Annotated in this window: 21 protein-coding genes; 20 read left to right on the forward strand and 1 reads right to left on the reverse strand. The window is 60.5% G+C overall.

What is annotated here, in order from left to right:
* Positions 1–47: 47 nt before the first annotated feature.
* The 20 genes from ACZ9BB_RS20975 to ureC all read left to right on the forward strand — a co-directional run bounded on the left by ACZ9BB_RS20975 (position 48) and on the right by ureC (position 19,722).
* Positions 48–446, forward strand: a complete 399-nt coding sequence (locus ACZ9BB_RS20975) for a DUF2946 domain-containing protein (protein WP_018928437.1) — start codon at positions 48–50, stop codon at positions 444–446.
* Positions 447–495: 49 nt separating this feature from the next.
* Positions 496–975, forward strand: a complete 480-nt coding sequence (locus tag ACZ9BB_RS20980; RefSeq protein ID WP_476215873.1) for a copper chaperone PCu(A)C — start codon at positions 496–498, stop codon at positions 973–975.
* A gap of 21 nt (positions 976–996) precedes the next feature.
* Positions 997–1,455: a DUF2946 domain-containing protein gene (locus ACZ9BB_RS20985; RefSeq protein WP_476215875.1), complete on the forward strand. Its 459-nt coding sequence runs from the start codon at positions 997–999 to the stop codon at positions 1,453–1,455.
* A 265-nt stretch (positions 1,456–1,720) separates the two neighbouring features.
* On the forward strand, positions 1,721–3,838 hold the full coding sequence (locus tag ACZ9BB_RS20990; RefSeq protein WP_476215877.1) for a TonB-dependent copper receptor: 2,118 nt from the start codon (positions 1,721–1,723) through the stop codon (positions 3,836–3,838).
* Between the two features lie 124 nt (positions 3,839–3,962).
* Positions 3,963–5,342 (forward strand): PepSY-associated TM helix domain-containing protein, encoded by a 1,380-nt coding sequence (locus ACZ9BB_RS20995; protein ID WP_476215879.1) that lies wholly within the window; start codon positions 3,963–3,965, stop codon positions 5,340–5,342.
* A gap of 247 nt (positions 5,343–5,589) precedes the next feature.
* On the forward strand, positions 5,590–6,378 hold the full coding sequence (locus ACZ9BB_RS21000) for an ABC transporter ATP-binding protein (RefSeq protein WP_476215881.1): 789 nt from the start codon (positions 5,590–5,592) through the stop codon (positions 6,376–6,378).
* Complete coding sequence (locus ACZ9BB_RS21005) at positions 6,375–7,322, forward strand: ABC transporter substrate-binding protein (protein ID WP_476215883.1); 948 nt, start codon at positions 6,375–6,377, stop codon at positions 7,320–7,322. The genes ACZ9BB_RS21000 and ACZ9BB_RS21005 overlap by 4 nt, the downstream gene beginning before the upstream one ends.
* Positions 7,319–8,329, forward strand: coding sequence for a FecCD family ABC transporter permease (locus ACZ9BB_RS21010; protein ID WP_476215885.1), 1,011 nt, complete (start codon positions 7,319–7,321; stop codon positions 8,327–8,329). Before ACZ9BB_RS21005 ends, ACZ9BB_RS21010 begins: the two co-directional genes overlap by 4 nt.
* Before the next feature lie 418 nt (positions 8,330–8,747).
* A complete protein-coding gene (locus ACZ9BB_RS21015) occupies positions 8,748–9,119 on the forward strand; it encodes a DUF6124 family protein (protein WP_476215887.1) in 372 nt (123 codons plus the stop codon).
* A gap of 421 nt (positions 9,120–9,540) precedes the next feature.
* Positions 9,541–10,806 (forward strand): urea ABC transporter substrate-binding protein, encoded by a 1,266-nt coding sequence (gene urtA, locus ACZ9BB_RS21020; protein ID WP_476215889.1) that lies wholly within the window; start codon positions 9,541–9,543, stop codon positions 10,804–10,806.
* Between the two features lie 191 nt (positions 10,807–10,997).
* A complete protein-coding gene (urtB, locus tag ACZ9BB_RS21025) occupies positions 10,998–12,500 on the forward strand; it encodes an urea ABC transporter permease subunit UrtB (RefSeq protein ID WP_476215891.1) in 1,503 nt (500 codons plus the stop codon).
* Entirely contained in the window at positions 12,500–13,579 is a 1,080-nt protein-coding gene (gene urtC, locus ACZ9BB_RS21030; RefSeq protein WP_476215893.1) for an urea ABC transporter permease subunit UrtC, read from the forward strand. The genes urtB and urtC overlap by 1 nt, the downstream gene beginning before the upstream one ends.
* The gene (gene urtD, locus ACZ9BB_RS21035; RefSeq protein ID WP_476215895.1) at positions 13,576–14,445 is read left to right on the forward strand and encodes an urea ABC transporter ATP-binding protein UrtD; all 870 of its coding nucleotides are present in this window, start codon (positions 13,576–13,578) and stop codon (positions 14,443–14,445) included. Before urtC ends, urtD begins: the two co-directional genes overlap by 4 nt.
* Positions 14,446–14,584: 139 nt before the next feature.
* Positions 14,585–15,283 (forward strand): urea ABC transporter ATP-binding subunit UrtE, encoded by a 699-nt coding sequence (gene urtE / locus ACZ9BB_RS21040; RefSeq protein ID WP_007907370.1) that lies wholly within the window; start codon positions 14,585–14,587, stop codon positions 15,281–15,283.
* 30 nt (positions 15,284–15,313) lie between these two features.
* On the forward strand, positions 15,314–16,153 hold the full coding sequence (locus tag ACZ9BB_RS21045; RefSeq protein WP_476215898.1) for an urease accessory protein UreD: 840 nt from the start codon (positions 15,314–15,316) through the stop codon (positions 16,151–16,153).
* A 54-nt stretch (positions 16,154–16,207) separates the two neighbouring features.
* Positions 16,208–16,510, forward strand: coding sequence for an urease subunit gamma (ureA, locus tag ACZ9BB_RS21050; protein WP_007937143.1), 303 nt, complete (start codon positions 16,208–16,210; stop codon positions 16,508–16,510).
* Positions 16,511–16,519: 9 nt separating this feature from the next.
* Complete coding sequence (locus tag ACZ9BB_RS21055) at positions 16,520–17,053, forward strand: N-acetyltransferase family protein (protein ID WP_476215900.1); 534 nt, start codon at positions 16,520–16,522, stop codon at positions 17,051–17,053.
* Positions 17,054–17,058: 5 nt separating this feature from the next.
* Positions 17,059–17,592, forward strand: coding sequence for a GNAT family N-acetyltransferase (locus ACZ9BB_RS21060; RefSeq protein ID WP_007907362.1), 534 nt, complete (start codon positions 17,059–17,061; stop codon positions 17,590–17,592).
* Positions 17,592–17,897 carry an urease subunit beta gene (locus ACZ9BB_RS21065; protein ID WP_476215903.1) on the forward strand — a complete coding sequence of 102 codons (306 nt, stop codon included), beginning with the start codon at positions 17,592–17,594 and terminating at the stop codon, positions 17,895–17,897. Before ACZ9BB_RS21060 ends, ACZ9BB_RS21065 begins: the two co-directional genes overlap by 1 nt.
* A gap of 124 nt (positions 17,898–18,021) precedes the next feature.
* Entirely contained in the window at positions 18,022–19,722 is a 1,701-nt protein-coding gene (gene ureC / locus ACZ9BB_RS21070; RefSeq protein ID WP_008068962.1) for an urease subunit alpha, read from the forward strand.
* Positions 19,723–19,790: 68 nt separating this feature from the next.
* Here the strand turns inward: ureC and ACZ9BB_RS21075 are convergent, their stop codons facing one another.
* Complete coding sequence (locus ACZ9BB_RS21075) at positions 19,791–25,052, reverse strand: dermonecrotic toxin domain-containing protein (RefSeq protein ID WP_476215906.1); 5,262 nt, start codon at positions 25,050–25,052, stop codon at positions 19,791–19,793.
* Positions 25,053–25,235 lie beyond the last annotated feature (183 nt).

A 25,235-nucleotide genomic window follows, 5' to 3' on the forward strand; every position in this document is an offset into this window, starting at 1 on the left:
AGGCTAAATAGCCGCGCCTGATCGCCCACTCAACCGGATCTGCCCTCATGTCCCGACAACGGCTCGCATTTGCCTGGATCGCCTGCTTTGCAGTGCTGTTCAACATGCTCGCCATGCCGATGTCCGGAGCGATGGCGCAGACGGCGAAATCGCCTGCAGAGCAATTGCTGTGGGGCAGTTTCTGTTCTTCCAGCGGCACGAAGCTGGTGGCGATTTCCCTGGGCGATATCGAGCAGAAAGCCCCGCAGAACGACGATCATTCCAACATGCAGCATTGCTGGTGTTGCTCGGGCTCCGCGCCGTTGGTGGCGTTGCCGGGGCATGCGCCGCAGTTGTATTACGCACGTTTCGAGGCCAATCGAAGCGTGCCGCCGGCCACGCTCGACACCCCTACACCGCGCCAGCAATGGCCGAGTCTCAACCCCCGCGCGTCCCCTCTGGTGTGATTCCTTCTCGCAATTGACCTGCCGTTTTGAATCGTTCTGGAGAACTGCCATGTTGAACAAACTCATCGTTCTGGCTGTATTGCTGCTGCCTGCCTGTTTTGCCAATGCTCACGAATACAAGGCCGGCGAGCTTGAAATCGCCCATCCATGGTCGCAAGAGTTGCCGCCTAACGCGCCAACCGTCGCGGCGTATTTCGTGATTCACAACAAGGGCAAAACGGCTGACCGACTGCTCAGCGTCGGATCGCCGATATCCGGCAAAGCCGAGTTGCACGAACATGTGATGCAAAACGATCTGATGAAAATGCAGCAAGTGCCCAGCGTCGAGATTCCCGCTGGTGGCGAAGTCACCTTCGCACCAATGGCGTACCACGTGATGCTGCTGGAGCTGAAAGACCGCAGCCTGTTGAGTGACGGCAAGCGCTTCCCGCTGACGATGCACTTCGAGAAATCCGGCGATGTGACGGTCGAAGTTTCGGTGCAGAAAAAGGCACCGGATGGCATGCAAGAGCATATGCACGCCCAGTAATCGCCGACGTTGAAAACGCCCATGCGCCCGCTTGGCACCAAGTCATCCGTGCACCGCCGTCAGCCAATGAGCCTGACCCGCGGCAGCTGGATCAGCCTGTTCGCCATGCTGATGATCTTTATCGGCCCGCTGATTTCTCAGTCGATGCCGATGGATTCGCGCGCGGCTGTTTCTACAAGCATGTCCATGAACATGTCGATGGACATGAGCATGGACATGTCGGCGATGGAGCACGCCGACCATGGCGCGCAACCCGCCGCCGAGCACTGCCCACCCAAAGCCGAGCATCACGCACTCTGGGAAAAATGCGGCTATTGCAGCCTGCTGTTCAATTGCCCGGCGCTTACTGGCGGTCAGTCCTTCGTCGCCTTCGACAGTCCACAGACAACCACTTTCAGCACTCTTGCCACCCGCCTGGGCCACGCCCGGCAAACCTTCTTCCCCGGCGCCCGCACCCGCGCCCCGCCCATCGTCGCGTAAACACCCACCTCCGATCTCACACGGTCCGCAAGATGACCATAGCAACCTGTGGGAGCGAGCTGTGTGGTGAGGGGGCTTGCCCCCGTTCGGCTGCGTAGCAGTCGTAAAACGTTGCACGCCGTGTACCTGATACACGGCGATCGCAGGTTTTGGGGCCGCTTCGCGGCCCAACGGGGGCGAGCCCCCTCGCCACAGGAACTCGCTTCCACAGAGATTTGCGCAAGCTGCCGGCCGTGTCGTTTACGACTGTTCGATGGAAATTGTCATGTCCAGTTTTTCTACTGACACACGTTTGGGCGCTGCCCAGGCTTCTTTTGCGCTGAACGAATCCCGCGTTCGTTTCAGGCAGGCCACCGCCGCTCTTTGTGGCTTGCTGCTGACACCGCTGGCGCTCGCCGATGAACACGCCGGCCACACCGAAGAACTGAGCCCGACGGTGATCACCGCCGTTGCGCCGAGCTCGCCGCTGACCATCGTCACCAATCCCAAGGACCCGCGCCAACCGGTGCCGGCCAGCGACGGTGGCGATTATCTGAAAACCATCCCCGGCTTCGCCCTAGTGCGCAACGGTGGCACCAACGGCGATCCGGTGCTGCGCGGCATGTTCGGCTCGCGACTGAATATCCTCACCAACGGCAGCATGATGCTCGGCGCCTGCCCCGGCCGCATGGATGCGCCAACCTCATACATCTCGCCGGAAACCTACGACAGACTCACCGTGATCAAAGGCCCGCAAACCGTACTCTGGGGCCCCGGCGCATCGGCCGGCACCATCCTGTTCGACCGGGAACCGGAAAGCTTCGGCGAGCTCGGCACCCGGGTGAATGCCAGCGTACTGGCCGGTTCCAACGGGCGCTTCGACAAAGTGGTGGACGCCGCTGCCGGCGGGCCTCTGGGTTACGTGCGAGTGATCGGCAACAGCGCACACTCCGACGACTACAAGGACGGCAACAACGACACCGTGCCCTCGCGCTATGACAAGTGGAACGGCGACGTCGCTGTCGGCTGGACCCCGAGCGCCGACACGCTGCTGGAACTGACCGCTGGCAAGGGTGATGGCGAAGCCCGTTACGCCGGGCGTGGCATGGACGGTTCGCAGTTCTTGCGCGAAAGCCTGGGCCTGCGCTTTGAACAGTCGAACATCGGTGAGGTGCTGGATAAGGTCGAGGCGCAGGTCTACTACAACTACGCCGACCACGTGATGGACAACTACACCCTGCGCACGCCGTCCGGCACCGGGATGATGGCCGGCCCCATGGCTTCCAACGTCGACCGTCGAACCCTCGGCGCGCGGATCAAAGCCACCTGGCGCTGGGCCGATGTGCAACTGATCAGCGGCCTGGATGCGCAGACCAACGAACATCGCCAACGCAGCGCGATGGGCGTTGACACCTACAAGGATGTGCCCCGCAACAAGGACGCCGACTTCCACAATTACGGCGTGTTCAGCGAACTGACCTGGTACGCCGCCGACCGTGATCGGTTGATCACCGGTGCACGGCTGGATCGCGCGTCGGCCAAGGATTATCGGCAGACCATCGGCTCCGGGATGATGGCCCGCCCGAACCCGACCGCCGACGACACCCGCGCCGACACCTTGCCCAGCGGTTTCGTACGTTACGAGCACGACCTGGCCGACAGCCCGACCACGCTGTATGCGGGCCTCGGTCATGCCCAGCGCTTCCCGGATTACTGGGAGCTGTTTTCACCCAAGTCTGGCCCCGCAGGTTCGGTGAATGCCTTCGACTCGATCAAACCGGAGAAAACCACCCAGCTCGACTTCGGCCTGCAATACAAGACCGAAGACCTCGAAGCCTGGGCCTCGGGTTACGTCGGGCAGGTGCGTGACTACATCCTGTTCAACTACACGCCGGGGATGATGAGCATGACCTCGCAAGCCGAGAACATCGACGCGCGAATCATGGGCGGCGAACTCGGTGCGGCCTACAAGCTGACGGCTAACTGGAAAGCCGACGCGACCCTGGCCTACGCCTGGGGCAAGAACAGCAGCGACGGCAGCGCCCTGCCGCAAATGCCTCCGCTGGACGCCCGTTTCGGCCTGACCTACAGCGAAGACAACTGGAGCGCTGGCGCCTTGTGGCGGGTGGTTTCGGCGCAAAACCGCATCGACCAGAACAAGGGCAACGTGGTCGGCAAAGACTTCGACAAAAGCTCGGGGTTCGGCGTGTTCTCACTCAATGGCACGTACCGGATCAACAAGAACTGGAAGGTCAGCAGCGGCGTCGACAACCTCTTTAACAAGGCGTACGCCGAACACTTGAACCTGGCCGGCAACGCTGGTTTCGGCTTCCCGGCCAATGATCCGCAAGCCATCAACGAACCGGGGCGCACGCTCTGGACCAAGGTTGATATGAGCTTCTAAAAGCATCGCGAGCAGGCTCGCTCCCACATGGACGATGTTGAACCTGTGGGAGCGAGCCTGCTCGCGATCGGTTGCGCAGCAACCGCACTAAACAACAAAAATCTACGCCTAGCGGAGCACTCGAATGAAACAGCCCAAACCGAATTTCTACAACCTGGCCTGGCGCTGGCATTTCTATGCCGGTCTGTTCGTCGCGCCGTTCATGGTGATGCTGGCCCTGACCGGCATCATCTACCTGTTCAAACCGCAACTTGATCCGTTGATGTACGGCAGCCTGCTGAACGTCCCGGCCGCTCACCACAAAGTCTCCGCCGATGACCTGCTCAAGCGCGTGAAAGAAGCGTATCCACAAGGTCAGATCAAACAATACCTGCCACCGGCCAACGCCGAACGCAGTGCGCAGTTTGTCGTCATCGATAAGGGTCATGAACTGAACGTGTTCATCGATCCGTACCACGGCGACATCCTTGGCGAGCAAGACGCGAAGAAGAATCTGCAAGCAGTCGCGCGCTCGATTCACGGCGAATTGATGATCGGCACCGTCGGTGATCGGCTGGTAGAACTGGCCGCCGGTTGGGGCGTGGTGCTGGTGGTCTCCGGGGTATTTTTGTGGTGGCCGCGCGGCCAGTCCGCCGGGATCCTCTGGCCACGCTTGAACAGTCGCGGCCGGGTGCTCTGGCGTGATCTGCACGCAGTGACCGGGTTCTGGGGCGCGGCCTTGCTGCTGGTGATGCTGCTCAGCGGCATGACCTGGACCGGCTTCTGGGGCAAACAATACGCCGACCTCTGGAACCGCTTTCCAGTCGCCATGTGGAATGACGTGCCCAAGTCCGACGTCGAGGCCCGCAGCCTCAACAGCGCCACGCGCCAGACCGTGCCGTGGGCCATGGAAAACACGCCGATGCCGATGTCCGGCGACCACGCCGAACACATGGCTCACGCCAGCACCCAAACCGGCCCGGCAGCGCCGACCATCAGCCTGCAAGACGTGCAAAACATCGCCGTGCAGCGCAAGGTCGAGCCCGGTTACAGCATCACCTTCCCCACCACGGCCACCGGCGTGTTCACCATCGCCGTGTTCGCCGACGACCCGCGCAACGACGCCACCCTGCATGTCGATCAGTACACCGGCGACCTCCTCGCCGACGTGCGCTGGCAGCATTACAGCAACGTCGCCCGGGCCACGGAAGTCGGCGTGATGCTGCACGAAGGCAAGATGTTCGGCCCGTTCAACCAGATCATGGTGCTGCTGATCTGCCTGATGATTTTGCTCAGCGCGGTCAGCGGCGTGGTGATCTGGTGGAAGCGCCGGCCACAGGGCAAGTTCGGTGTACCACCGTTGCGTCATGACCTGCCGAAATGGAAAACCGCGATGGTCATCATGTTCGGGCTGGCGGTGATGTTTCCGTTGGTGGGGGCTTCGTTGATTGTGGTGTGGGTATTGGATCGGGTGCTGCTGTCGCGTTTGAGCCGGCAATCTGAATCCACTTCAGCTTCATCATGAAACAGGCGAGATACGCGTACGCGTAAAGCCAATACAATGACGGCCGGCAGTGGAATCCCTGGCAAACCGCCAAGCTCTTGTGGCGAGGGAGCTTGCTCCCGCTGGGTTGCGAAGCGACCCCAAAACCAGGCGGCCCGGTGTTCTCTGACACTGCCCATTGTCTGGTTTTGCGACTGCTGCGCAGCCGAGCGGGAGCAAGCTCCCTCGCCACAGGTGTGTGCTGACTTGAACAATCATCAGGATTGAAATGACCTCGCTGAACCTCACCAACCTCGCCTGGACACCCCTGGGCCACGGCCATTGTCATCACCAGTTCCAGCTGCGTGATGCATCGTTGCACGTGGCCGCTGGCGAGTTCGTCGGGTTGATCGGCCCCAACGGCAGCGGCAAGACCAGCCTGTTGCGGTGCGCCTACCGTTTCAGCAAACCGGAAAGCGGCGAGGTAAAACTCGACCATCACAACGTCTGGAAGCAATCCTCACGCTGGTGCGCACAACGCATCGCCGTGGTGTTGCAGGAGTTCCCCGACGCCTTCGGCCTGACCGTGGATGAAGTGGTCGCCATGGGCCGCACGCCGCACAAAGGCCTGTTTGATGGCGATACCCTCGAGGATCGAAACTTCGCGAGCCAGGCCCTGGAATCGGTCGGCCTCAAGGGCTTCGAAGACCACGCCTTCGCCACCCTGTCCGGCGGTGAAAAGCAGCGAGTGATCCTCGCCCGCGCCCTGGCCCAGCAGCCGCAATTGCTGATCCTCGACGAACCGACCAATCACCTCGACCCGCGCTATCAGCTGGAACTGCTGCAGCTGGTCAAACGCCTGCAGATCGGCACGCTGGCAAGCATCCATGACCTCAATCTGGCGGCGGCCTTCTGTGATCGACTGTACGTGATCAATCACGGCCGCATCGTTGCCAGCGGCACACCCAAAGAAGTCCTGACCACACACCTTTTGCACAACGTGTTCGGCGTCGACGCCCTGATCGACGACCATCCCTTGCACGGCTACCCACGAATCACCTGGATAACCCAACCATGACTTTGCGTTCCTTGCTTTGCGTCACGTTATTGCTGGGCAGTGCCCAAGCCTTCGCCGAAGCCACGAAATACCCGCTGACCGTCCAGAGCTGCAACCGCGAAGTGACCTTCAAGCAAGCGCCGAAACACGCGGTCAGCCATGACATCAACATGACCCAGATGATGCTTGCCCTCGGTCTCAAACCAAGGATGGCCGGGTATAGCGGCGTATCGGGCTGGAAGTCGGTGACGCCCCAGATGCAGACCATCCTCGACGGTTTGCCGGAACTGGCGGCCAAGTACCCGTCGGTGGAAACCCTGCTCAACGCCAACGTCGATTTCTTCTTCGCCGGTTGGGATTACGGCATGCGCGTCGGCGGTGATCTCACGCCGCAAACCCTGCAACCGCTGGGCATCAACGTCTACGAACTCACCGAGTCTTGCGCCTTCGTCATGAAGCGCCCACCGGCCAGCCTGGAAGACACCTACAACGACCTGCGCAACCTCGGGAAAATCTTCGACGTGCAGGATCGCGCCAATGCCGTAATCGCCGAGATGCAGGCGCAGGTCGCCGAGGTGCGCAAGGATCTGCCGACCGACAAGCCTCGGGTATTTCTGTACGACAGCGGTGAAGACCGGGCCATGACTAGCGGGCGACTCGGCATGCCGCAGGCGCTGATCGACGTAGCGGGCGGGCGCAATATTCTCGATGATGTCGAGGCGAGTTGGACGCGGGTCAATTGGGAGAACGTGGTCGAGCGCAATCCGCAGGTGATCGTGATCGTCGATTACGGCGAGGTCACCGCCGAGCAGAAGGAGCAATTCCTGCTGAACAATAAGGCCCTGCAATCGGTGGACGCGATCAAGAACCAGCGCTTCATCGTCATTCCTTACGTGCAAGCCACGCCCGGGATCGACAACGTGCTGGCGGTCGAAACCCTGGCCAAGGGTTTCCACGGCGAATGATCGATCGTCGCTATGCCTTGTTGCTGACCGCCCTCGGCGCGCTGTTGCTGGTGTCGTGCGTGGTGTCGCTGGGCGCAGGCCCGGCGCGGGTGCCGGTGGACGTGGTGTGGCAGATTCTGCTGCACAAGACGTTCGGTATCGGCGAGCAGAACTGGAGCGCCGGGCAGGAACATATCGTCTGGCTGATCCGCGTGCCGCGCATGTTGCTCGGCGCGCTGGTGGGCGCCGGGCTGGCGTTGATCGGTGCGGTGCTGCAAGCGGTGACGCGCAATCCGTTGGCTGATCCGCACCTGCTCGGGGTGACCTCCGGCGCCACTCTCGGCGCGGTGATCGTGGTGCTGCATGTCGGTGAAATCGTCGGGCTGCTGACCTTGCCGATTGCGGCGTTTATCGGCGCGCTGTTGAGCATGCTGGTGGTGCTGATGATCGCCAATCGCAATGGCCGGCTCGACAGTGATCGACTGTTGCTGTGCGGCGTGGCGGTGTCATTCGTGATGATGGCGATTGCCAACCTGCTGCTGTTTCTTGGCGACCATCGCGCCAGTTCGGCGGTGATGTTCTGGATGCTTGGCGGCCTTGGCCTGGCGCGTTGGGAATTGCTCGCGGTGCCGGCGGCCAGCGTGTTGCTGGGGCTGGTGTTGCTGCTGGGCATGGCTCGAGCGTTGAATGCGTTGATGGTCGGCGAACAGACCGCCGTAACCCTCGGCCTGAATGCCCGCACCGTGCGCTTGCGGGTGTTTTTGATTGCCTCGTTGATGACCGGGGTGCTGGTGTCCATCAGTGGCTCCATCGGCTTCGTCGGGCTGATGGTGCCGCACATTGCCCGGCGATTGGTCGGGGCTGAGCATCGACGGTTGCTGCCGGTGTGCGTGTTGCTTGGCAGCCTCTTCCTCGTCTGGGTCGACGTCGCCGCCCGCACCCTGATCGCCCCCGAAGACCTGCCCATCGGCGTCGCCACCGCGGCCATTGGTGGGTTGTTCTTCATCGGCCTGATGCGCCGCCGCTGATCCATTGTGGGAGCGCAACTCTGCGTCTGTTTTATCGTTCCCACGCTCTGCGTGGGAATGCCGCCAGGGACGCTCCGCGTTGCACTTTTGAATGTTTAACGAATGTGTCAAAACATGGAACTTTCCCACGCCTTTTTCAGGTTGTTCGTCGGACGTGGGCCCTCTAGTCTTGGGCTGTCGCTGACAACTCAGCGATCGGGTGTGAGAGCCCGGTAGAGGTTTTAATCCACCGCCAGTACCACCATAATTGCCGCCAGCTTATCCGCTGCCTGCAATGTCCTATGGCGGCTGTGTGCGGGCGGACTTCGGTCCGGCCGGAATTAGTCCTCTACCGGTTTCTCACCCCGCACATAGCTGCCACCACTCCGTCGCGTGAGAAACGACGAGTGATGGTTCCAATTGCTTAGAGGACGTTTCAATGAGTAAGAAAATTGTTCCCGATCCACCCATCGATATCACTACTCCCGAACCCGAAAATTCGCGCGACGACGACCTCCTCAAAGATCGCGAAGCCATAAAACGCGCGCTCGACTACTACCTCGATCCCCCGGCGCAATACACCGAAAAACCCCGGCGCCCCAGCACCATGTTCCTGGTTGCCCCGGATGCCGGCACCGAAAGCCTGCTGGCCCACGCCTGTGAATCGTTGGCCTCAGCGAGTGTCCTGGCCAGCGATTTTGCCAACAATCTAATCGGCCCGCAGCGCCATACAGCGATGGCGATTCAGCAGGTCATCATGCTGGCAGAACTGGCGGTGAACCGGGCGCTGGACAACGTCGACCCGGCGTAATCCCCCGCTCTTTGGGAACGAGCCTTTGTGGCGAGGGGGCTTGTCGGAACGCCGCATCGCCCCGTTGGGTCGCGAAGCGGCCCCAAAACCTGCAACTGCGGTGTATCAGGTACACCGCGTGCAATGGTTTTACGACTGCTTCGCAGCCGAACGGGGGCAAGCCCCCTCGCCACAGGTTTTGTATTCACAGCGCCTTACCTTAACTGACCGGCATTGGGGCAATCCTTCGCCCCAATGTGGCGCATCTTCTCGCACCAACGCGCCAGACGCGGTCTTTCATGGTGCGTCACCCAACCCCCGCAACCGCTCTAATACGACATTTCCTTGCCCTTCCCCGACCGGGCACAGCCCTTGCTAAAGACCCTTCAGTCGTCCGCATCTGCCAACCATAAAAAACTTTAACGTTCATGGAGATCGCACAATGAAGCGTCGCAGTTTGATCAAGGCTTTCACACTATCGGCAAGCATTGCCGCGATGGGCATGGCCTGGACTGTCCAGGCCGCCGAGACCATCAAGGTCGGTATTCTGCATTCGTTGTCCGGGACCATGGCGATCTCCGAAACATCCCTCAAAGACATGGCGTTGATGACCATCGACGAGATCAACGCCAAGGGCGGCGTGAATGGCAAGATGCTGGAACCGGTGGTGGTTGACCCCGCGTCGAACTGGCCGCTGTTCGCCGAAAAGGGCCGGCAGTTGCTGACGCAGGACAAAGTTGCCGTGGTGTTCGGTTGCTGGACGTCGGTGTCGCGTAAGTCGGTATTGCCGGTGTTCGAAGAACTCAACGGCCTGCTGTTCTACCCGGTGCAATACGAAGGCGAAGAAATGTCGCCGAACGTGTTCTACACCGGCGCAGCGCCGAACCAGCAGGCGATCCCGGCAGTGGAATACCTGATGAGCGAAGAAGGTGGTGGCGCCAAACGTTACTTCCTACTCGGCACCGACTACGTGTACCCGCGCACCACCAACAAGATCCTGCGCTCGTTCCTGCACTCCAAAGGTGTGGCCGACAAGGACATCGAAGAGGTCTACACCCCGTTCGGCCACAGCGACTATCAAACCATCGTCGCCAACATCAAAAAATTCTCCGCCGGTGGCAAGACCGCCGTCATCTCCACGGTCAACGGCGACTCCAACGTGCCGTTCTATAAAGAGCTGGCCAACCAGGGCCTGAAAGCCACCGACGTTCCGGTCGTGGCGTTCTCCGTGGGCGAAGAAGAACTGCGCGGCATCGACACCAAACCGCTGGTGGGCAACCTCGCGGCGTGGAACTACTTCGAGTCGGTCGAGAACCCGCAGAACAAGAAATTCGTCGCCGACTGGAAAGCCTACGCCAAAAAACACAACCTGCCGGGCGCCGACAAAGCGGTGACCAACGACCCGATGGAAGCCACTTACGTGGGCATCCACATGTGGGCGCAGGCGGCGGAGAAAGCCAAGTCCACCAACGTCGACAAAGTCCGCGAGGCCCTGGCCGGCCAGACCTTTGCCGCGCCGTCCGGCTACACCCTGACCATGGACAAGACCAACCACCACCTGCACAAACCGGTGATGATCGGCGAGATTCAGGCCGACGGTCAGTTCAACGTGGTGTGGCAGACCGAAGGGCCGATCCGCGCCCAACCGTGGAGCCCGTTCATTCCGGGCAACGACAAGAAGCCAGAGTATGCGGTGAAGAGCAACTGAGCCACTGGGGCCTGAGCACAGAGCTCAGGCCCGACACAACTCCTGTGTGAGCGGGCTTTTGTGGCGAGGGAGCTTGCTCCCGCTGGGCTGCGAAGCGGCCCCAAAAAACGGGACTACTGCGTAGTCCAGCGGGAGCAAGCTCCCTCGCCACAAAGTTTGCTCCCACACTTAGTCCGCGCAAGGACACTGACATGCCCACTGCCTTTTACCGCTTGTTCCTTGCCCTCGCGCTGTTATTGCCGATGGCCACCTACGCCGGCGACGCCGAAGATTTCGTCGCGGCCAATCCCGTGCAGCAAGCCAAGCTTCTGGAAACCTGGGCCGCGCAGCCCGACCCGGCCCGCATCGAACTGATCAACGCCCTGCAACAAGGCGAATTGACGGTCGATGGCCAACCAAAAACCCTGCGCCTGAACAACCGCCTGCGCGGTCTGATCGACACCGCCTTGGCCAGCCATCAGTTGCTCGCCGCCGACGCCAAAACCCGTCTCGCCGCCGCGCAGCAATTGCAGAAAAGCGCCAAGCCGGCACAGCTGAAATTCCTCGACCAGCAGTTGGCTGGCGAAAAAAATGAAAGCGTCCATAGCGCCCTGAGCCTGGCACTGGCCAACCTGCAATTGGTCGACACCGACCCGGCCGTGCGCCTCGCCGCCGTGCGCTTGCTCGGCGAAACCGGCGACCCGCTGGCCCGCACCCGACTCGAAGGTTTGCTTGAACCCGGCGTCGAAGCCGATGCCAACGTGCGTACCGCCGCCGAAACCAGCCTGGCTCAGGTCAAACGCAAATTGTTGATCGGCGAAATGCTCGGCCAGGCGTTCAGCGGCATGTCCCTCGGCTCGATCCTGCTGCTGGCGGCGTTGGGTCTGGCGATCACCTTCGGCCTGCTCGGCGTGATCAACATGGCCCACGGCGAGATGCTGATGCTCGGTGCCTACTCGACGTATGTGGTGCAACTGATGTTCCAGCGCTTCGCCCCGCAAGCCATCGAGTTCTATCCGCTGATTGCCCTGCCAGTGGCGTTTTTCGTCACCGCCGGAATCGGCATGGCGCTGGAACGCACGGTGATTCGTCACCTCTATGGTCGCCCGCTGGAAACCCTGCTCGCCACCTGGGGCATCAGCTTGATGCTGATCCAGTTGGTGCGGCTGGTGTTCGGTGCGCAGAACGTCGAAGTGGCCAACCCGGCATGGTTGTCGGGCGGGATTCAGGTGCTGCCGAATCTGGTGCTGCCGTACAACCGCATCGTGATCATCGCTTTCGCCTTGTTTGTGGTGGTGCTGACCTGGCTGCTGCTGAACAAGACGCGGCTGGGCCTCAACGTGCGCGCCGTCACCCAGAACCGCAACATGGCCGCCTGCTGCGGTGTGCCGACCGGGCGCGTGGACATGCTCGCTTTCGGCCTCGGCTCGGGCATCGCCGGCCTCGGCGGTGTGGCGCTGAGCCAGATCGGCAACGTCGGCCCGGACCTCGGCCAGAGCTACATCATCGACTCGTTCCTGGTGGTGGTACTCGGCGGTGTCGGTCAATTGGCCGGTAGCGTGCTGGCCGCGTTCGGCTTAGGGATAGCCAACAAAATTCTCGAACCGCAGATCGGTGCCGTGTTGGGCAAGATCCTGATCCTCGCGCTGATCATTCTGTTCATTCAGAAACGTCCGCAAGGCCTCTTCGCACTGAAAGGACGGGTGATCGACTGATGAACCAGCCTCTGATGCTCACAGCCACGCAAAAGGCTGGCCCCAAAGTCACGATCGCCGTGGGTGCGGTGATCCTCGTTTTGCTATTGGCGCTGCCATTGTTGTCGCTGCTATCGCCGGTCAGCGTTTTTCACGTCTCGGCCTACACGTTGACCCTGGTGGGCAAGATCCTTTGCTACGCCATCGTCGCCCTGGCGCTGGATCTGGTCTGGGGTTACGCCGGTTTGTTGTCCCTCGGCCATGGCCTGTTCTTCGCCCTCGGTGGTTACGCCATGGGCATGTACCTGATGCGCCAGGCCTCGGGCGATGGCTTGCCGGCGTTCATGACGTTCCTGTCGTGGACAGAATTGCCGTGGTACTGGGCCGGCACCAGCAACTTTCTCTGGGCCATGTGTCTTGTTGTATTAGCGCCTGGACTGCTGGCGCTGGTGTTCGGTTTCTTCGCCTTCCGCTCGCGGATCAAGGGCGTGTATTTCTCGATCATGACCCAGGCCCTGACCTTCGCCGGGATGTTGCTGTTTTTCCGCAACGAAACCGGGTTTGGCGGCAACAACGGCTTCACCAACTTCCGCACCATTCTTGGGTTTGGCATCACTGAACCAGGGACGCGTGCGGTGTTGTTTTTCGCCACGGTGTTGCTGCTGGTGGCGAGCCTGTTCATCGGTTGGCGGCTGGCGCAAAGCAAGTTTGGCCGCGTATTGACTGCGTTGCGGGATGCGGAAAACCGCTTGATGTTCTGCGGCTACGATCCACGCGGTTTCAAGCTGTTTGTCTGGGTGTTGAGCGCGGTATTGTGTGGCTTGGCCGGTGCGCTGTATGTGCCGCAAGTCGGGATCATCAACCCGAGTGAAATGTCGCCGACCAACTCCATCGAGGCCGCCGTTTGGGTGGCGCTGGGTGGTCGCGGCACGCTGATCGGCCCGCTGCTCGGTGCCGGTGTGGTCAACGGCATGAAGAGCTGGTTCACCGTAGCGTTTCCGGAATACTGGCTGTTCTTCCTCGGCGCGCTGTTCATCGTCGTGACGTTGTATCTGCCTAAGGGTGTGATCGGTCTGCTGAAGAAAAGGGGCGAACAATGAGGATCACTGCAACGGCTGAATTCATGCTCGAACCGGTCTTTTTTCCACCAGAGCCCAACAAGGATGCCGGCAGCAGCCGCGATGCCATCGGCCTCGGCCAACGTGCCGGCCCTGGCCTGAATACACGCCACGGCACCATCCTGACCCTGGAAGACATCAGCGTCAGCTTCGACGGTTTCAAGGCCCTGAACAATCTGAACCTGTACATCGGCGTCGGCGAACTGCGTTGCATCATCGGCCCCAACGGCGCGGGCAAGACCACGCTGATGGACGTGATCACCGGCAAGACCCGCCCCAGCCATGGCAAGGCCTGGTTCGGTGAAACCCTGGACCTGACGCAGATGAGCGAAGTGCAGATCGCCCAGGCCGGCATCGGTCGCAAGTTCCAGAAGCCGACGGTGTTCGAGGCCTTGAGCGTGTTCGAAAACCTGGAGCTGGCGCAGAAAACCGACAAGTCGGTGTGGGCCAGCCTGCGGGCTCGTCTGAGCGGTGAACAGAAAGATCGCATCGCCGAAGTCCTGGAAACCATTCGCCTGACCGCCTCGGTCAACCGCCCGGCGGGTTTGTTATCCCACGGTCAGAAGCAGTTTCTGGAAATCGGCATGTTGCTGATGCAAGACCCGCAACTGCTGCTGCTCGACGAGCCGGTGGCGGGCATGACCGACGCCGAAACCGAATTCACCGCCGAACTGTTCAAGAGCCTGGCCGGCAAGCATTCGCTGATGGTGGTGGAACACGACATGGGCTTCGTCGGCTCGATCGCCGACCACGTCACCGTGTTGCATCAAGGCAGCGTGCTGGCCGAAGGGTCGCTGGAACAGGTGCAGGATAACGAGCGGGTGATCGAGGTTTACCTCGGTCGCTAGACCTGCAAATACAAAACCTGTGGGAGCGGGCTTGCCCGCGATGACGATGGCACATCCGACATCAATGTCGACAGACATACCGCTATCGCAGGCAAGCCAGCTCCCACAGGGTTCCGGGTGGAACAGAAGGATTTTAAATATGCTGCAAGTCGACAAGCTGCACCAGTACTACGGCGGTAGCCATATCCTGCGGGGCCTGACGTTTGAGGTGAAGGTTGGCGAAGTCACTTGCCTGCTCGGGCGCAATGGGGTGGGCAAGACCACTCTGCTCAAGTGCCTGATGGGCCTGCTGCCGGCCAAGGAAGGCGCGGTGAATTGGGAAGGCAAACCGATCACCACGTTCAAGCCGCACCAACGGGTGCATGCCGGTATCGCCTACGTGCCTCAGGGCCGGGAAATCTTTGGCCGACTGACCGTGGAAGAAAACCTGCTGATGGGCCTGTCGCGCTTTCCCGGCTCCGAAGCCAAGGAAGTCCCGGCGTTCATCTACGAGTTGTTCCCGGTTTTGCTGCAAATGAAGCAACGGCGTGGCGGTGACTTGTCCGGTGGTCAGCAACAGCAGCTGGCGATTGGTAGAGCATTGGCCAGCCGTCCACGGTTGCTGATTCTCGACGAACCCACCGAAGGCATCCAGCCGTCGGTGATCAAGGAAATCGGCGCAGTGATCAAGCAGCTCGCGGCCCGTGGCGACATGGCGATTTTGCTGGTAGAGCAGTTCTACGATTTCGCCGCCGAACTGGCCGATCAGTACCTGGTCATGTCCCGAGGCGAGATCGTGCAACAAGGGCGCGGCGAAAATATGGAAGCCGAAGGTGTGCGTGGACTGGTTACGATCTAACCTGCAGCCTCCTGACGATAATTAGACGATATGAATTTACCTCTCCCCACTGCGCTGTTTACTCCGAGCTGGCATGCCGAACTGGACTTGGGCTACGCCCGTTTCGGCGACAGCACACGTCCGGTGCAGCGTCGCCACAAAGGCCCGCTGCGGGTGCAGAAGCATCTGTACGCCGAAGGCCCCGAGGTGTGTCAGCACATCATCGTCCACCCACCGGGCGGGATTGCCGGTGGCGATCGGCTGGACATCTCGGCCAGCGTCGGCACGCACGCCTGGGCGCAAATCACCAGCCCCGGCGCCGCCAAGTGGTATCGCGCGGCCGGGCCGGCTTATCAGAAACTCGACCTGCGCATTGCCGCCGGTGCTACGTTGGAGTGGCTGCCGCAAGAGACGATTATCTTCAGCGCCGCTCAGGCTGAACTCAGCACGACCATTGACCTTGAAGGTGATGCGCGGTTGTTCTACTGGGACGTTGTAGCACTGGGGCGCCCCGCCAGCGGCGAACGCTTCGACCTCGGGCATTTTCAGGCGCACCTGGATATCCGCCGCGACGGCCAGTTGCTCTGGCACGAACGCCAGCGCATTGTCGGGGATGACGGTTTGCTGGATTCACCGATCGGGCTGGATGGGCAACCGGTGTTTGCGACGTTGCTGGTGACCGGCGAAGTCGATAGCCAATTGCTGGAGAAGTGCCGCTCGCTGCCCAATGAGGTGCGCGGGGATCTGACGCAGTTGCCGGGGCTTTTGGTTGCTCGATGCCTGGCCAGTGAAGCACTGTTGGCACGAGGTTGGCTGATCGATTTGTGGCGATTGCTCCGGCCTGCGTTGCTCGGCCGCGAAGCCGTCCCACCCAGAATTTGGAGCACCTGAACACGCTCCTACAGGTTGAGTAAATTTTTTAACTGCCGAATATGGATTTCTACGATGGACCTGACCCCACGTGAAAAAGACAAGCTGCTGATCTTCACCGCCGGCCTCGTGGCCGAGCGGCGTTTGGCTCGCGGTGTGAAACTCAATTACCCGGAGGCCATGGCCTATATTTCCGCAGCGCTGCTCGAAGGCGCGCGTGACGGCCAGACCGTGGCCGAGCTGATGCATTACGGCACCACCCTGCTCAGCCGCGAACAAGTGATGGAAGGCATCCCGGAAATGATTCCGGAGATTCAGGTCGAAGCGACGTTTCCCGACGGCACCAAACTGGTCACCGTTCACCAACCGATCGCTTGAGGCCGCGCCATGACTTACCACATCCGCGATGCGCTGCTCGCCGACCTGCCGGCGATCCGCGACATCTACAACGACGCCGTGCTCCATACCACGGCGATCTGGAACGAACAGCCCGTGGACCTGGGCAACCGCCAGGCCTGGTTCAGTGCCCGGCAAGACCAGGGCTATCCGGTGCTGGTGATCGTCGACGGCGACAACAGCGTACTCGGCTACGCTTCATTCGGTGACTGGCGCCCGTTCGACGGGTTCCGCCACACGATCGAGCACTCGGTGTACGTACGCAACGACCAGCGTGGCAATGGCCTCGGGCCGCAACTGATGGACGCCCTGATCGAACGCGCCAAAGGCTGCGGCAAACACGTGATGGTCGCCGCCATCGAAAGCGGTAACGGTGCCTCGATCCGGCTGCACGACCGGGCCGGTTTCGTCGTCACCGGACAAATGCCGCAGGTGGGTACCAAGTTCGGCCGCTGGCTGGACCTGACCTTCATGCAACTGATTCTCGACCCAGGCGTCATGCCTCCCGGTCCCCACAAGGAGTGATACCTATGAACGCCGCCCAACTGCGCCGCGTCAATGTTGAAAGCTTTGCGCACTATCGTCAGGGTCTGATTGATCTGCTGCTCGACGCCGTCGGCTATGGCGCCAGCGTTGGGTTCATGGCGGATCTGGACGCCACTCAGGCCCGAGCCTATTTCGATGAGGTCCAGGAAAACCTCAACAAAGGCAACGTGCTGCTATGGGTGGTGGTCAAGGACGAACAGGTGCAGGCGAGTGTGCAACTGACGTTGTGCCAGAAAGCCAATGGGCTGAATCGCGCCGAAGTGCAAAAACTGCTGGTGCGTGAGCATGCCCGTCGTCGCGGCCTGGGCCAACAGATGATGCATGCCGTTGAACTCGCGGCCCGCCAGCACAAGCGCGGCATGCTCTACCTCGACACCGAAGCCGGCTCCCCCGCCGAAGATTTCTACAAGGCCCTGGGTTACACCCGCGCCGGCGAAATTCCCGACTACGCCTGTGACCCGAATGGCCGCTACAAACCGACCGCCCTCTATTACAAGATTCTCCAAGGAGCCCATTAATGATTCCCGGTGAATATCAGATCCAGCCCGGCGACATCGAACTCAACGCTGGCCGCCGCACCCTCAGCCTGAAGGTGGCCAATAGCGGCGACCGGCCGATCCAGGTCGGCTCGCATTATCATTTTTTCGAAACCAACGACGCCTTGACCTTCGACCGCGCCGCCAGCCGCGGCATGCGCCTGAACATCCCCGCCGGCACCGCCGTGCGCTTCGAGCCGGGGCAGAGCCGAGAAGTCGAGCTTGTCGAACTGGCGGGGTTGCGTCGGGTTTTTGGGTTTGCGGGAAGAGTCATGGGCGACTTATAGATCGACTTCAGCAGCAAGTTACAAGCTTCAAGCTGCAAGAAAGAGCAGTTTGCGGCGCCCCCTATCTGCTTTTACTTGAGGCTTGCAGCTTGAAGCTTGCAACTCAATTGCGAGGAACGAGGAATTGAAGATTTCCCGTCAGGCCTACGCCGACATGTTCGGCCCCACCGTCGGTGACAAGGTCCGCCTGGCCGACACCGAGCTGTGGATCGAAGTGGAACAGGACTTCACCACCTACGGCGAAGAAGTGAAATTCGGCGGCGGCAAAGTCATTCGCGACGGCCAGGGCCAGAGCCAACTGCTGGCGGCAGAAGTTGTCGACACCTTGATCACCAACGCGCTGATCATCGACCACTGGGGCATCGTCAAGGCCGACGTCGGCCTCAAGGACGGGCGCATCGCTGCCATCGGCAAGGCCGGCAACCCGGACATCCAGCCGAACGTCACCATCGCGGTCGGCGCCAGCACCGAAGTCATCGCCGGTGAAGGCATGATCCTCACCGCCGGCGGCATCGACACCCACATCCACTTCATCTGCCCGCAGCAGATCGAAGAAGCATTGATGAGCGGCGTCACCACCATGATCGGCGGCGGCACCGGGCCGGCCACCGGCACCAACGCCACCACGTGCACCTCCGGGCCTTGGCATCTGGCGCGCATGCTTCAGGCCGCCGACGCGTTCCCGATGAACATCGGCCTCACCGGCAAGGGCAACGCCAGCCTGCCGGAACCGTTGATCGAACAGGTCAAGGCCGGCGCCATCGGCCTCAAGTTGCACGAAGACTGGGGCACCACCCCGGCGAGCATCGACAACTGCCTGAACGTGGCCGACCAGTACGACGTTCAAGTGGCGATCCACACCGACACCCTCAACGAGTCGGGCTTCGTCGAAACCACCCTCGCCGCCTTCAAGGGCCGCACCATCCACACCTACCACACCGAAGGTGCTGGCGGCGGCCATGCCCCGGACATCATCAAGGCCTGTGGTTTCGCCAACGTGCTGCCAAGTTCGACTAACCCGACCCGGCCGTTCACCCGCAACACCATCGACGAACACCTCGACATGCTGATGGTCTGTCACCACCTGGACCCGAGCATTGCCGAAGACGTGGCCTTCGCCGAAAGCCGCATCCGCCGCGAAACCATCGCCGCCGAAGACATCCTCCACGACCTCGGTGCCTTCTCGATGATCAGCTCCGATAGCCAGGCGATGGGCCGGGTCGGTGAAGTCATCACGCGCACCTGGCAGACCGCCGACAAAATGAAAAAGCAGCGCGGCCCGCTGCCACAGGATGGCGAAGGCAACGACAACTTCCGCGCCAAACGCTACATCGCCAAATACACCATCAACCCGGCGATCACCCACGGCATCAGCCACGAAGTGGGCTCGGTGGAAGTGGGTAAATGGGCGGATCTGGTGCTGTGGCGCCCGGCGTTTTTCGGGGTCAAACCGACGCTGATCCTCAAGGGCGGTGCCATTGCGGCCAGCCTGATGGGTGACGCCAACGCTTCGATCCCGACGCCGCAACCGGTGCACTACCGCCCGATGTTCGCCAGCTACGGTGGCTCGCTGCATGCCACCAGCCTGACGTTTATCAGCCAGGCGGCGCAGGAGGCCGGTTTGCCCGAAACGTTGGGCCTGAAAAAGAAAATCGCGGTGGTCAAAGGTTGCCGTGACGTGCAGAAAACCGATCTGATCCACAACGATTACCTGCCAAATATCGATGTCGATCCGCAGACCTATCAGGTCAAGGCCGATGGTGTGTTGCTGTGGTGTGAACCGGCAGAAACCCTGCCGATGGCTCAGCGCTACTTCCTGTTTTGAGTCGCTGGATACGTCACAAGCAAAGGCCTCGAACATCTGTGTCGAGGCCTTTGGTTTTGCCCGCATTGCTAACTGTGTGCAACACCAAGCAGCGCTAAGCGGGCCCGATCCATCGCTTGCCGGGTCAGTATTCTCAACCGTTGCCTGATTTGCTGATCGATGTCCTCCAGCGCCTGGGTGTAGTCATCGTCACTCATGAGCTGACCCTCGGCGAAGTCGTTTTCGTCGTTGCCCAACTCGCGACACAACTGGTTGACCTGCACATCCAGGGCAGACTTCGCCTTCGGGGCAACCGCCTCGGCCCGACGTAGCAACGCGTCCTGTAACTCGGTGATGGCGTCAATCCGTCGTTTCAAGCCATTCAGTTCATCAGGGTACGAAGTCTCCAGCCAGGTTTTCCAGACAGGTTGCTCAAGCAACCGATCCGGCAGCAGATCACCTTCCTCCAGCGCCACGATCCGCTCGAACGCCGCGTCGATCATCTGCCGGGTCACCCCGGCGATCTTGCGAAACTGCATGCCCCGGGCCTGCCATGGCAGAGACAGACGCTCGGCCAGGTCGGTCATGTAGGCCAAGTGGACTTCCACTTCATCGATCGTGCCGGTGACATTGTCATGTTCGTCAACCCGCCGGAACTGCTCGCCTGCCGCCACCCGCGCGGCGACCCGTTGACGGGCGATGGCGCCGATCTCATCGAGGCGAGACTTGCCCAGCGCCAGTTCCAGCAATTGTGGTTCGATCAGGTCCAGACGACCCAGGGCATAGGCCTCATGGATCAGCACCTGCACCCCCATGGCGTTGAACAGTTGCGTCCCACCGTCCACGCATTCGGTGGGCGCGGCGGCTTCGGCGAACAACCTGACCCGCAGTTCGCTGTTCTGTGCCATGGCCTCGAGCATCCGCCAGACCTTGGCGGTCAAGTCCACCCGATAGGCGCCGCCGGCCGTGAAGTCGGCGGACTGGGTGAGCCTGCGGATTTCATTGAAGAACGGTAGCGAGTCGAACTCATCCTCAACGTCGTACCAGACTTCCTGCCCGGCCAGCCATTGCGACTCCGTCAGCCCCTGAGACCACTCCAAACTGTCCAGCGTGCCTCGGGGCGGATACAGACGCTCGGGGTCCAGGCCGACCGACTCGATGTATAACCTGAGGGTGTTCAGATTGTCCGGCGAGATCCAGCGCGGCTCTTGACTGATCAAAGTGCGCGCCAACAATTCGGCGCGAAATGAGCCGGGAGCGACATCCGGTACCCGAGTGATCGGGTTATAGCGCAAATCCAGATGAATATTGTGTGGGCGCGGCTGGGAAAACAGCCCCACAGGCCAACTGTCCAGGCCCGTCTCGCTTAGCAACAGTGTCTGCAGGCCTGGCATCCGACTGACGTCAGGGTTGAGCTTCAACGGGTTGCCGCTCAAGTCTAAAGACCTCAGGCGGGTCAACCTCTTCAGACGTGCGACCGCCAGCACATCCAGTTCGATGCGGTTGTCATTGAGGTACAGATCGGTGAGATGGCTCATGTCACTGACCGCCTGCGGAATAGTGGTCAGCCGATTGCCTTGCAGATTGAGCTGCCTGACCCGATGGAACGCCTCCAAAAAAGGCTCAGCCTGCGCAGTGAGCTCGCCATTGCTCAGGCTCAGCATGGTGACATGGTCAAAGTTGGCTTCCAGCTTCGGCAGGGTCGCCAGGTGGCGACCCATCATTGGAATGTTGTCCAGCAGCAATGCCTGGGGCAGAACCACACCCGCTGCCTCGGATCCCGGTGGCCCGGCTCGGCGCCAGCACTGCCTGATCGTTTTATAGAGCAGGTTTCGCGACCGCCCCTCCGCCAGACCCGCCGAGCTGAATCGAAACGAGGCGGTGGGCGATTTCAGCCAGCGTTGCAGCGCCCGGTTCAACTGATTGAACTCAACCTCCAGCGCTGTAAGACGCTCATGCGCCGAGCCGCCATTCTGAGTGAACCCCGCCAGCAAGGTCTCGACCTGCTCTTGTGTGAACCCCGGATATAGCGAACGGGCTCGACGACGCAACCCCAAACCGTGCGGTGCTTGCTGTGCGTAATTTTGCATACCGCCACGAAGACGCATGATGGACGGATCATAAAAAGGCTTGAGTACAGGGTTTTCCAGCAATACAGGCTCAAATTGGTCGCGCACCAGCGGATGTGTCTGGATCCTGTTTTCCAGCCGTTGCGCCTCGTGGATATCAAAGCCCAGGGTCATGCGCTGGGTATCGGGTAACGCGTGCAGCACCGCGGCATACAGTGTGTCGTCACCATGCAGGTGCTGATCGAGCGCATCCCGTGCCTGGTATTGGCCGTCTTCCCCGAGAATCAACAGCTTGCGCATCGGTGCGTCCACCGGGCCGATACTGTCGAACAACCGGCCTTGAGCCGAGTATTCGCGAATTTCCAGCCGCAGATCACTCGGCCAGCCTGGCAGGGTCTCAAGCGAGTGCAAGGCCAGCCGGGTCGTGTCGGTGCTATACAGTTCTTTGAGGTATAGCCCTTCATAAGCGCGAGCCAAGCGTATTTGCTGCTCCGCGTGTCGGGCCTGTTGCGCCAGGTTCAGGGGCGTGCGTTGTTTCTCGTTCAAATGTTGCAAGTCCGCGGGATCTGCATGACGCAACAGATCCTCGGCCATGCTGATCGAGAGATCCGGATAGTCGCTTTTGAGCCGTCGCACCAACAGATTGTCCGAGCGTTCGCGACGCGAATACAGGTAATCGAAAAGTCGTCTTTGCGATTGTCGTGCCTGCCCGCCAAGCAGCTCTCGGGTGGCCTTGATACGCGCCTGACGGTCACCGCCCAGCCATTGGCCAAGGAGTTCACGAAGCTCATGCTCATCAAGGAACTCGACAACACGCTCAGGTAACATTCCGGCGACAAGCTCTTGTCGGCTCATGCGCAATGTATGCGCCGGTAACGCACTGGCAAAACCCTCCTTGATCGACGAGCCTGACAGATTCGCTGCGTCGAAAACCTCGATGGCCTTGCCCTCGGGCCAGCCCCGCACCTCAGTCATGAACCGCGGTACAAGCTCAGCCCATTCGTCATCGATCCGATTGCCGAGAATTCGTCCTGCGCAATCCTCGGCATCGGCATACGCGTTAAAGCGCTTAAGCGTGTCGCGTAATGAGGCGGGCGGCGTTTCGTGCTCCACGTGGAGCCAGCGCAGCATATCCTCATGCACGCCGCTGACGACCGCTATGTGTTCCAGGGTTTCATCGCAGAACCTATCCACTGAAGCCCCCAGACGCCGGAGCAACCGGCTCTTGTCCCATTCAAGCGGTTGATCGAGTTCGGTCTTCCAGCTGCCGGCGCCGTTGTGCTCCAGCAGCGGCTGATAAGCATCGGGCCGGCTCGGATGCTGGAGGTGATGCTGCCCGGTCTCCGGATCCTGCACCAGCGCATAGCATTTGTCGTCGAGCCGCAACAGGTCCTGTTCTTGATACCGGAACAGGCCCTCTTCGCTGACCGGTGCATCCACCGGCAAGACCATCACTTGTTCATAGGGTTTCAGGTCCGGGTTCCACAACCGCTCCTTGCCGGCCACCTCCACCGGTCTGAGATCTTCGACAAATGGCGAGATGTTGATCGGGGCCAGCCTGCCACTGGGCAAAACGTGCCCGGCGCCCATGAGCGCCAACTGCGCAAAGTTGATCAACACGCCGTTGATGTACGCCGAGGCCTGCGCCTTATCACCCTTACTCCAGTCTTCGATGCCCTCGGCCAGTTCCGCGAGCATCTGCGCGACCATGATTCCCAGCATGGCTTCGCCAAGACCGGGCACCAGCATCGCGGTGAAATTGAAGAGGTTCCAGCCAATCGACAGATAGCTGGTCAAGCGTTTGAAGCGGGCGGTGGCGTCTTCGTCGTCGGTCGGCACGGCGATGCATCGCGCATCGGCAATGGCCTTGTCGCGGCGTTCGAGAAACAGTGTCTGCCACAACTCACCGGTAATGAGATTGGTGAACGGTTCTGCGTTGGGATTCTCGACCGCCGTTTCGCGCCACCACGGGCCCATGTCGAGAGGTTCGCGCTGCTGCCAGGTGAAGGTCGTGAGGCGTTCGTTGACCCGGGCAAAAAAGTGCCCTTTATCTTTGTGTGCCACAAATCGGCTGAAAAAGGTCTGGTACCCGGTATTTCGCAACTGACCGAGCAGGGTTGTCATGAACGCGGTCAGCGATGGGTATTCCTTCAACGGCTGTTGCGGATCCTCTGGCACATAAGCGATCAGCGGACCGGATAAACGGCTCTGCCGGTAAATATCTTCTCTGCGCAACAGTTCATCGTCCACACCCTGCGCACCATTGGCAAAGAACGCCTGCAACAGTTTGTATTGCTCGTATTCTCGCCCTGGCAACACTGGAATGCGCTGCGACCAGTCCAGCCAGAACTTCAAGGTGACGGGGGTCAGGGCATCGATGGCGCGTTTGATCTGCGACGGTTCGCTGACCGCGCTGAACAACACGATGCCGGTCAACCTGAAACCCATCAGCGATAAACGATGAGCGTGCAACGGGCGGTCGTACAACGTGATACCCGCGCGGTTCTCACAGACATCGCACAGTTTGGCGTAGGCGTGATCGCTGATATCGCCCTTCAATCGGGCAACCAGCGCCGCCACCTGAAAGGCTGCCTTCTCGCTGGCGATTGAATCTTGCTGCAAGGTTCGCTGCGCCATGGGTGTTGCGGGCAACAGGATGGATTTGATGTGTTGCTGGTATTGCTCACCAATATTCAGACTTCGGCATAACGACGCAAACCTTGGCAACGTGATCTGCGGGACCCGCGTAAGACCGCCACGGGCATCCTTGCGATAGATACCGGAGCTGCTGCGCCATGCATCTTGCACGGTTTCAGACGTTTCGAAATTATGTAATGCCGCCTCCAACAAGGTAGATGAGCGGACGCGACTGGCGCCGGTATCGATGCCGAAGATGATCTTGCTCGGCACTTCAAGTTGCACGACCCAATCATCAACGTTTTCGACCACATTAAAGTTTTCTTTTAATAACGAACCGAGCAGAGGCTCGGCGAATGCCTTTATCTCCTGTTGCAAATTAGCCAGCGTCTTGTCCAGCACGGCCTGCAAGCGCCAGCGCCGTTCAATCAGTGCTTTAAGCTGTTGGCGGTCGATGGCTCGCGCGTCGCCATACCAATCGGGAGTCTGTGGATCCAGCTCCGTAAGGGCTTTCAACCTTGGCGCCGATGTACGCTTGATCGAGTCCGGGATAACACCGAGTACGCGACTGTAATGCCTGCCGTTATTTTCGATTTGAGACGCTTCAGACGTTTCCAGCGAATTGCTTCCATGCAAATCAGCCACTGTTCAATCACCTTGCTGTCAGGTCGGGAATCAACAGCTTTATTCACCCTCGGCAAAAACAAAAGACGAAATATCGGGTAAGCCCTCCCTTGAAAAGGCACTGGAACCTTCGAAAATCATGTGGCCGAAAATACACAGATACCACCACGCAGCCGTGGGCATATGCCAACCGGTGAGCGGTCT

The organism is Pseudomonas sp. TE3552 (genome assembly GCF_056278945.1).